General features: G+C 50.9%; 7 protein-coding genes. All 7 read right to left on the reverse strand.

The genetic code is table 11. From position 1 onward, the window contains the following. Window positions 1–6: 6 nt before the first annotated feature. The 7 genes from LZ24_RS06975 to LZ24_RS07005 all read right to left on the reverse strand — a co-directional run bounded on the left by LZ24_RS06975 (window position 7) and on the right by LZ24_RS07005 (window position 9,594). Window positions 7–3,771 carry an InlB B-repeat-containing protein gene (locus LZ24_RS06975; RefSeq protein ID WP_144683965.1) on the reverse strand — a complete coding sequence of 1,255 codons (3,765 nt, stop codon included), beginning with the start codon at window positions 3,769–3,771 and terminating at the stop codon, window positions 7–9. Window positions 3,772–5,105: 1,334 nt separating this feature from the next. Then, window positions 5,106–5,540, reverse strand: a complete 435-nt coding sequence (locus tag LZ24_RS06980) for a EutP/PduV family microcompartment system protein (RefSeq protein WP_222427566.1) — start codon at window positions 5,538–5,540, stop codon at window positions 5,106–5,108. An 18-nt stretch (window positions 5,541–5,558) separates the two neighbouring features. After that, complete coding sequence (locus tag LZ24_RS06985; RefSeq protein ID WP_281282278.1) at window positions 5,559–5,915, reverse strand: BMC domain-containing protein; 357 nt, start codon at window positions 5,913–5,915, stop codon at window positions 5,559–5,561. Between the two features lie 90 nt (window positions 5,916–6,005). Continuing rightward, window positions 6,006–6,557: a BMC domain-containing protein gene (locus LZ24_RS06990; RefSeq protein WP_144683967.1), complete on the reverse strand. Its 552-nt coding sequence runs from the start codon at window positions 6,555–6,557 to the stop codon at window positions 6,006–6,008. Between the two features lie 96 nt (window positions 6,558–6,653). Then, window positions 6,654–7,979, reverse strand: a complete 1,326-nt coding sequence (locus LZ24_RS06995; RefSeq protein ID WP_144683969.1) for a 4Fe-4S dicluster domain-containing protein — start codon at window positions 7,977–7,979, stop codon at window positions 6,654–6,656. Between the two features lie 81 nt (window positions 7,980–8,060). After that, entirely contained in the window at window positions 8,061–9,170 is a 1,110-nt protein-coding gene (locus LZ24_RS07000) for a 1-propanol dehydrogenase PduQ (protein WP_144683971.1), read from the reverse strand. 142 nt (window positions 9,171–9,312) lie between these two features. Continuing rightward, entirely contained in the window at window positions 9,313–9,594 is a 282-nt protein-coding gene (locus tag LZ24_RS07005) for a BMC domain-containing protein (RefSeq protein WP_144683973.1), read from the reverse strand. Between the last annotated feature and the right edge of the window lie 157 nt (window positions 9,595–9,751).

Raw genomic sequence — 9,751 nt, forward strand, 5'->3', positions numbered from 1 at the left:
AAATCCTTACTTTAAAAAGATACCTGGAAGAAGAGCCCCTATCATACAAGCTCCCGAGCTGCTTTTTTCTTCAGCATGAGGCTGTGAAGGCGGTTGAGGGTCGGGAGGAGGCAGCTGTTCTGACACGGCCAGCCCCCATAAAAAACCTGTGATTCCGTCAGGATATCTTTTAATGTCATTGGGACCACCATCCTCAATTTCCAGCAGAACACAGGTATGCCCTTCAGCAAGTCCGTCACTGTATTGCCCGGATCCCGGCCCGGGACAGATCCCCGCCGGTTTCATATGCGCCGACCGGACCCGGTTTCTGCTATCCTCAACAAAGGTGTGCCATCCGTACAGGCTGTCATATATACGTAAAATACTTTCCCTTTGAATACCGCCATTTAAAGTCAGTGGAATAATCAGTCTCGTGCTTTGACCAGAACTGCTGAAACCTGAAATTTCAAAATCATACAAAAAACCATAGTGTCGCATACCCCCGTCCTCTGCATGATGGGCCGGACTTCCTGAAAGACCGCCATAAAGGAGAAGATCTTCCATAGTAATCTGAATACCCTGTTTTCCTGCGGCATAGGCCACCGGGCCTGGACGGATTCGTAGCCCTGGGACCGTTTCCGCATAATCATTCGCCCCAGGAACAAGCCGTATCCTGTTTGGATGGACATGCTCCGGGTCCAGATAATCGGGTATTCTGTTTTCAGAAAAATCCAGCACACCGCAACCATCTCCAGGGGCAGAGGGGGCCGGGCAGGTATCCAATATTCTGAAGCGCATTCCGGCATAGGAAGAAATATCGCACGATGCGCTGGATACCTGAAGACCTAAATCATAAACCCCCGAAGGAAAAATAGAGGGATCCAGAACCCATTCAGATACGTTGCCAGGTGCGTGCACGGGACGGCCTTTGGTGTCAAAGAGACTCCATTCATAGACAACGTCTGAGCAACCATTCCTGACCATATAGGATCTTATCATTCCTGGCCCCTGCCCCTGCACAAGGGCTGTAACGGGCATGGATATATCCGGCTGAAGCAGAGACAGGTGAATGACCGGCGGTTGTGGGGCTGGGGAAAGGGGCAGGGGATGTCTTGCAAGTGTACTTTTTTGTGCATGTACAGGCTCTCCCAGTACAAAATCGACATCCAGAGCAGAAGAAATTTTTGCGGTAGTTTGAAAAACAAGGGCTGCCATTTGTACTTCTGCCTCATCCTGCAGTGGCTTATTAAAAATGATTTCTCCTTTTCTGAGGTCCTCAGGGAAAATCCACGCGGCTCCCTGCGTTTCAAAGGGTACCCGGACAGGATAGTACGGTGCTCTGCCTTCCATAAAAATTTTTACGGAAACAGCATTACCAGCACCCGTAGTCTGGGTTTCAGAAACAAAGCCTACCCTTGGATAAACTATAATATTCAGAACTTCCTTCCTGGCAAGATCCCGAACCTCGATGCTGTACAACCCGGTTTTCAGTATATCCAGCTCATACTTTCCGACATCCGTCTGCCGAAGCAGATCTTCCACAGGCAAGGTAATGTCATTAATGCGAACCTGTGAGATCTCCGGGGCAAAACCATCCGAAACAGAGAAGAAAACAACATCTCCAAGCTCTGCAGAGATTTTATCCACAGAGTTACCATTCTTGTCTTTTATCGTAAAAGAAGAAGGTTCAAAACTTGCAGTTACGCTGAGGTTGGCTTTGACGTTCAGATCCCTGCGAGGATTTTCCTTAGAGCCATCACTCCATCCTGCAAAGACGTAACCGAGGTCGGGAATGGCCGAGACGATTGTTCCATGACTTCCTTCCCTGACACTCTGCATGGCCAGACCAAAGATTTTACCATTGATCCCAGCATGATAATTCAGGGTGTAATAAACAGAAGCAGATTTAAAATCGGCCTCGACGGTACATGCTGCGTTGATGGAGCCTGTGGTATAGGTGTTGCCGAAAAGGATACCGTCGCAGCCATCAACTGTTTCAATGGCATAACCTGGCTCGGCTAATATAATAAACTCGGTTCGCTGCCCATTATGAACATTACGGGCGGAAGGATAGATACTTCCTCCCTGGCTGGATCGGGTACTTACTGTATGGGAGACTGGCGCTATAGGTTGAAATAGAGCTTCCACGGTACAGGCTCCGGTCACAGGTCCTGTGGTGTAGGTGTTTCCGGAAAGGCTGCCGTCACAGCCGCCGACACTTTCAATCTCATAACCACTGTCCGGAGATATTATAAAACTTGTGCTCTGTCCGTGCCCAACGCTGCGGGTGTCGGGCTGAATACTGCCACCTGCACCGGACAGGGCATTCACCGCATAGGTCCGCAGCCTGAAGGCAGCCTCTATTGTACAGGCTCCGGTCACAGGTCCTGTGGTGTAGGTGTTTCCGGAAAGACTGCCGCCGCAGCCGCCGACACTCTCAATCTCATAACCACTGTCCGGAGATATTACAAAACTTGTGCTCTGTCCGTGCCCAACGCTGCGGGTGTCGGGCTGAATACTGCCGCCTGCACCGGACAGGGTATTCACCGCATAGGTTCGCAGCCTGAAGGAAGCCTCTATTGTACAGGCTCCGGTCACAGGTCCTGTGGTGTAGGTGTTTCCGGAAAGGCTGCCGCCACAGCCGCCGACACTTTCAATCTCATAACCACTGTCCGGAGATATTATAAAACTTGTGCTCTGTCCGTGCCCAACGCTGCGGGTGTCGGGCTGAATACTGCCGCCTGCACCGGAGGACAGGGTATTCACCGCATAGGTCCGCAGCCTGAAGGAAGCCTCTATTGTACAGGCTCCGGTCACAGGCCCTGTGGTGTAGGTGTTTCCGGAAAGACTGCCGCCACAGCCCCTTACGTGATCAATGGTGTATCCGGAAGGCGGAAACAGGGTAAAAGACGTGGTATTACCCTGAATAACATGACTGCTGACAGGCCTTATGGCATCCGTAAAGCCGGATACGGTACTTACGGTAAAAGTTTCAACGGGCCTTCCAATTGCAAGAATGCCATCCCTTCCGGCTTTCGTGGGAGGACTGTCCGGAGTATTGCCACGCCAGCGATACGTATGGTCTCCCACTTCAGGAGTGGAAAATACCATTTTCCCGATACCTACACCGCTTGGTAGGCCGCCGGGCACTCTGGGCAAGGACTCGTAATTGAAAATGTGAGCATAATCGCCTTCTTTGTTACGCGTATCACTTCCATGGGGCGATGACGTGGCATCGGCAATATACATCTCATAGGTATCTTCGGATATCTTTTGGGGTTCGGAATAAATTATCATGACGTGACCCGTATTTCCTGGGACATCGCCATCCGTATGTTTATAGGCAATAAGATCTCCCGGCAGGGCATCACGGATATGCCCCACAGACTGCCAGTAAGGGCTTTGCTTACCATTAGCAATGTCCATTATGTGCTCATAGTAATCCTTTGCACGGGGTCTTTGGGGATTATCAGGTTGAGTTCGACTGCTTTTAGGAAAATCATTGAAATAGGGCGAGGGATGATCCGGATCAGGGATGGAAGTATCCAGCTCTTCCAGAATTTTTCCCACCCAATAAGAACAATCAACATAAAATTTTCCCTGATTATCAAAGATATAATTATTGTTTGTGTATAGTGTTTCCACAACCCGGCCCAACAGGGCATCGTGAACCTCAATGAGCTTTTCGCCCATGGTCGCATATTTTTCAGATGCTTCTGCTTGCTGATTCGGAAAGATAACTAAAAAACAAAGGGTGAGAGTCGTTATGATAAAGTTTTTTAGTGTCGGCATTCTCTTTTCCTTGTTAAAAGGATAAGTTCCGGAGTATCAGGGTTCAGACAAATAAAGAGTATGATCGCCAGCTACAAAAACGAGTAAAGAAAACCTGGCACGCACTGCAATTGGCCATACCAACCCCTTAACAAATCAAAGGGCCACAATTTTTCCCCCATGCGAACCTTAACTCGGGAAAATTGTATAATCAGATTTTGCTCCACCTCTGAGGGGTACCCCAGCAAAAGAAGGTGTTAAAAAATTTTCACAGGACAGCTTTGTGTGAGCTTGCATAAAACATCTGCGCCCATATGACCTGACAATAACAACCGGATCACCAAACCGTGGCTGAGCCAGAGAATAAGCAGCAAAACGAAATACACACAGACAAAAAGTCTGCTTTCAAACATTTCACTCGCACATTGCAAATAGTATGCCGCTTTTGAGCGGTTTTAATTTGGTTTTTTAAATTCAATAACTTAAAAAGCCAATCATCCATCGCTGGTGGAAATGAGTTTGAATCCGACAACGAGTTATTCTATGGTAAGACGCTGTAACAGGCGTGGGTTGCTTCTGGACAACTTCAAAAGTTTCTTTGTCACAAAACGCCCTAACACGACGTGCGTTACTAAAAAAACATATTCTGCCTTTTTCCCACATAAAGCACACAGAAACAGGTCTTCTGTGTCAACATCCGAAACAAATAAGGTCAATAACAGACATTTTTTGTCAATATAAACTCTGCAGATGTAAAACCCTCATATGCAACAAAGTTCGTCATTATTCGAAAAAGTCATAATTTAAAGTCGCCGTTATGTCTGTTTCAAAATATAGCAAAGGGTAAAAAAAACGGATCTTCCAGCCCCAGGCCTGACAATGCCTGTTGAAGCCGCTGAAAGATCCGTTTTTAGAGCCTGATTATTTTTTCAGGCTGCCTTTTTGAATGCCTTCTCGTCTATAAGATCCAGAAATCTTCTGCTCCTTCGTATGACCTTTCTCCTTGAAAACGAGGAAAGACAGGAAGGCAACAAGGGCAGAAACTCATGATTGTTGTTGCGGTTACCAGATTTTCAGAGCCTTACATAGGCGCCGGAAATCGATGTACTCCTAAGATACCCGCCCCTGTTTAGACCAGATATTTTGGCGTTATCCGCCTGTAAAATCTGTTTTATGAACATATACTCACATTTTAAACACATGAATTTACGAGTTTTTTTCCATAAAACAAGAAAACCCCTCTTTTGAATAAACCATGCATTCAATAAATTTCTAAAAACGGTTCTTCAGACTAAAGTTCCATAAGGCTGGCATGACAGAAAAAAGGTAAAATTTCCGCTTTATAAATGCTGTTTTCAAAAAATCAGAGATTTCAAAGCCCCAAGCCCCTCCCCCGTTTCCGTATTCCAGCACACAATTTCTTTGGCTCCGGCGTTCTGAAGGAAACGTTTTGCCCTTTCCACCTGATTTTCAGGGGCTTCGGCCCTTGAGACCACACCCAGCACCCTGCGGGTGAAAAGGGTGGCAAACTGGGGCGGAAAAAGGCTGCTGATGCGGGTGGCGTCCTGAATCATAAGAACCATGTCGCAGTCTGCGGAGGTGGTGATGATGGCGGGATAGAAGCGCCGGTTTTCCAGAAACTCACCCGGCGTGTTGATGAAGGGGCCGCAGAATTCAAGGGCCATGGGCCTGCGGGTGGCAGGACGCTGTCCCGAGAGGGCTTCCATGAGGGCGGTCTTGCCCACACCGTTTTCACCAATGAGAAGCACCCTTTTCATGGTCTTCGGCATGGGCTTTCCTTCCTGTTTTCATGAACGTGTCATGTCAACGGATGCGTAGTGCAGCACTTCGTCAAAATAGTGGAGAACGGCCCTTAAAGAGGCCTCCACACTGGCCACATCCCCCACAATGACAAGGGAGCCGCCAAAGCGGTCCAGAAAACCGATGTCCACGGAAGCAGCCTTGGTGGCAATATCCGCTGCGATGATAACGCCCTCGCTGGGGGTGATGGTGAGAATGCCGATGGCGTCTCCTGCATCATCGTCGAGACCGAGCTTCAGGTAGATGCTTTTCTGGGGGCTTGCGATCACATGGGCCAGCGTCACCTGTTTTCCCGGAACATATTCCTGAATGACCCGCTGTTTGGGTGCATCGGCCATCACCATTTTTTTCCTCCTGTCAGTATTTTCAACCCTCACCCCGGCCCTCTCCCGGAGGGAGAGGGAGAACTGAAGGGGAGTCTGTCGTCCGTCCCCTTACAGCAGCTGAGCCTTCAGATCCGAACTGGGAGAAGGGATCACCACATGGCTGTAAACGGGTCCGGAGTCTCCCACGCCTTCCACACCTGCGGTAACAGAAGATCTCACAGATCCCACATCACCGGTCATGGTCACAAAGGATTTACCGGCAAGACCCGCTGCAAAACGGATTTCCAGAAGATCCACCTGCCCTGCCTTGGCTGCGGCATCGGCGGCCAGAATGCAGGAAGCCGTGGTAAAGGTTTCAATAACACCCAGAGCGTCGATGGAGGCCCGCAGCCCGGTTCCGTTGAGGGCGGGAATCACACCACTGTGGACATTGGGCAGGACAAACCAGTCAATGATCATCTCGCCGCCAATTTCAAGGCCCGTTTCCACGGAGCTTTTCACGGCCCCCGTGTCCCCCGCCACCATAATAAGATAGCGGCCGGGACAGGTGGGACGTGCCAGCACAAGTTTCACCTCTGCGGCCTTGACCATTTCATCGGCGGTGTGCATGCCCAGGGCAATGCTGTTCAGTTCCACACAACCTATCGTTCTTAAATCCATTATGTTCACCCTCTCTGATTAAATCCCTGAAGTAGATACCTGTGTTCCTGAATACGGTCCCTGAATCGGGCAGACCTCTGCACAAGGGCAGAAACATCAGGCGGCAATGGTTACCACACCTCCTGCGGTGCTTGTCACCACACCATCAATACTGGCATGGATTCTGGCACCCAGAGCCTTTTCAGGAATCTCTCCGATGAGATCTCCCCGCTTCACCCTGTCCCCTTCGGCCACAAGACAGATGGCCGGGGCTCCGATATGCTGATGCAGAGGAATTTTAACAAGGGAAGGCACAAAACCCGTCACCAGACCCGGATGGGTGTCATACTGCATGACATTGAGGCGCATCATCAGACGTTTGGTGGGTACATAGCGGCTTTCCCGGAAGGGATGGTTCACAGGTTCCCTCCCGGCGCCCTGCCAGCGGATACCTTCCTTCATCAGAACTTTTTTGATCTGGGCGTTCACTTCCCTCGGTGAAACCATCATGGGACAGGCGAATTTTTCACAGATCCCGCACTCGGAGCAGAGAAGCGCCTCACGGGCCGCATCACTGCCAAGCTCGCCGGAAGCCAGCACCCGCATGAGTTTATGGGGATTCAGGGAATGCCCCAGCAGATTGCGGGGACAAAGATCCGTGCACTGGGAACACTGACAGCATATGCTGTTGGTGATTTTGCGCACCCTTTCAGGATCCATGATTTTTCTGGCCACCACCGTATGGTCCGGAGGCAGCACAATGAGTCCGCTGGTGGTCTTGGTCACGGGCTGATCCATGTCCGGCAGCACCCGGCCCATCATGGGACCGCCATCCACCACCCTGAAATCGGAAATGACAGGACCGCCTGCAAAGGCAATCACATCAGAGACAAGGCTGCCAACGGGAACCTTCACCACCATATGCCGCTTCACCTCACCGGTGACGGTCACATAGCGATCCACAAGGGGCTGATCGTCCATGGCAAGGGCCACATTATAAAGGGATTCCACATTGCTGACCACAACACCCACCTGAAGGGGAATGCCGCCTTCGGGCACGGTCCTTCCCAGAACCTCCCGGACCAGTACCTGCTCATCCCCTGCCGGATAAAAATCCTTCAGCTCAAAGGCGGCAAGGCGACCGGAAGGATTTTCTGAAACAGCTTTTCTTACGGCAGCCATGGCCTTTTCATGCTTGCCCTTCAGGCAGATGATCCCCTTTTTGGCCCCGGTGCTGTCCAGTACCGTTTCAAGGCCCCGGATCATGGTGGCAAGCTCTTCTTCCATGAGGTAGGGATCACTCATGAGCAAAGGCTCACATGAAGCACCGTTGACCAGTACCGTGTCCACATCCGCATTCACCTTCACATGGGTTGGGAAACCGGCACCACCAGCCCCCACAACCCCCGCATTCTTTATTTTTTCAACAATCTGTTCTCTCATTTCAGTCCCCACTGTCCGTTTAAATGGCCAGCCTCTCTTCTGACAGGCAGTCCGGTTCCGGCAGAAAATACCACCTCTCCCTTACCAGGCCTGTTCCAGCAGACCCCGGATATCTCCATGGGATGGCAGTCTCGGATTCCCCTTTGTGCAGGCATCTTCCAAAGCATGGGAGGCCATGGTATCCAGATGTTCCCGGAAAAGATCCTCCGCAATGTTCAGCTCCCGGATTCTGTTGGGAATCCCCATGGATTCATTCATGCTGCGTACCGCCGCTATGAGGCTGGTGGTGCCCTCTTCCACCGTATGGGCAGCCAGTCCCAGCATTTCGGAAATTTCCCTGTACCGTACCCCCACGTCAAAACTGTTGAACCGGATCACATAAGGGAGCAGCACCGCATTGGCTCTGCCATGGGGAACATGGAAAAGTCCGCCCAGACTGTGGGCCATGCTGTGGGTAATCCCAAGGCCGCTGTTATTAAAGGCCATTCCCGCCATACAGGAGGCAAGGAGCATCATCTCCCTTGCTTCCATGTCATCCCCGCACTGGTAGGCCCGGAAAAGATAGCGGAACACATACTTAATGGCATATTCCGAATAAATTGAAGTAAATGCGCTGGCCTGACGTGAGGTATAGGCTTCAATGGCATGGGTCAGCACATCCATTCCCGTAACAGCGGTGACACCGGGCGGCACGGTGCGGGTGAAACGGGCATCGAGGATGGCCATATCCGGAATGAGAAGTTCGTCATTCAGGGGAATTTTTACGCCATTGGCCGTGTCCGTAATCACAGAAATGGCCGTTACCTCAGAGCCTGTGCCACTGGTGGTGGGAATGGCCACCAGCATGGGCTTTTCCTTTTCCTGACCGGCTTTATGGGCAAAAAAGAGAATGGCCTTGGCCGCATCAATGGCCGATCCTCCGCCCAGAGCGATCACCAGATCCGCCTGACTCTTTAAAAGTTGCAGGGTTCCCCGGGTTACCGTCTCAAGAGAAGGATCAGGCTCCACCCCGTCAAAGATCTGATGCCCCATCCCTGTCCGGTCCAGATGGCTTTTGATCCTGTCTGCAAAACCGGTTTTAACCATAAAAGGATCTGTGACAATAAAAGCCCGCTTTGACGGCAGCTTCTCCAGAGTCTCAATGGCATCGGATCCGTAGCAGATTTTTGTTCTTCCGTTAAACTGTGTCATCCTTAAAACCTCCCGGTTCTCCGGCCTGTCTGCGGCTGCTTTTTGCACCATCCACCCGAATGCTAGGGTTTACATTTGCCCCTCTCTCCGGAAAACGGGCAGGGTAAGGAATCAAATTCCATCATTCAACGCCATGAAAAACCTAAACGGCAGGCCCCTTGGGAAGAATCCTTTCCACTTCACTGTGGGGGCGGGGAATTACATGCACGCTCACAAGCTCGCCTACGCGGTCTGCTGCGGCGGCACCGGCATCCGTTGCAGCTTTAACGGCACCCACATCCCCCCGTACCATCACGGTGACAAGGCCGCTGCCCACCTGCTCACGGCCAATCAGCGTCACATTGGCTGCCTTTACCATGGCATCGGCTGCCTCAACGGCTCCCACAAGACCTTTGGTTTCCACCATTCCAAGTGCATTCAGCATGATCGCCTCCCTTTCTCTTCTTTGTTTTCAGTAATTATTCAGCACAGTTTTTCATATCATACCTGCAAGACAGATGCACAGGCTCCAGGCTATTTGCCCGTGACGCAATCTTATTCGGGAGCTTCTTGCCCTGTGCGGAAGCGGCAAAAACTCCCCG

This window comes from Desulfobotulus alkaliphilus, from assembly GCF_007830435.1.
Classification (GTDB): domain Bacteria; phylum Desulfobacterota; class Desulfobacteria; order Desulfobacterales; family ASO4-4; genus Desulfobotulus; species Desulfobotulus alkaliphilus.

What these genes read in the sequence shown, in the direction of transcription:
- LZ24_RS06975 (WP_144683965.1), bottom strand. Translation starts at nt 3,771, where the DNA reads ATGCCGACACTAAAAAACTTTATCATAACGACTCTCACCCTTTGTTTT.
- LZ24_RS06980 (WP_222427566.1), bottom strand. Translation starts at nt 5,540, where the DNA reads ATGCCGAAGACCATGAAAAGGGTGCTTCTCATTGGTGAAAACGGTGTG.
- LZ24_RS06985 (WP_281282278.1), bottom strand. Translation starts at nt 5,915, where the DNA reads ATGGTGATGGCCGATGCACCCAAACAGCGGGTCATTCAGGAATATGTT.
- LZ24_RS06990 (WP_144683967.1), bottom strand. Translation starts at nt 6,557, where the DNA reads ATGGATTTAAGAACGATAGGTTGTGTGGAACTGAACAGCATTGCCCTG.
- LZ24_RS06995 (WP_144683969.1), bottom strand. Translation starts at nt 7,979, where the DNA reads ATGAGAGAACAGATTGTTGAAAAAATAAAGAATGCGGGGGTTGTGGGG.
- LZ24_RS07000 (WP_144683971.1), bottom strand. Translation starts at nt 9,170, where the DNA reads ATGACACAGTTTAACGGAAGAACAAAAATCTGCTACGGATCCGATGCC.
- LZ24_RS07005 (WP_144683973.1), bottom strand. Translation starts at nt 9,594, where the DNA reads ATGCTGAATGCACTTGGAATGGTGGAAACCAAAGGTCTTGTGGGAGCC.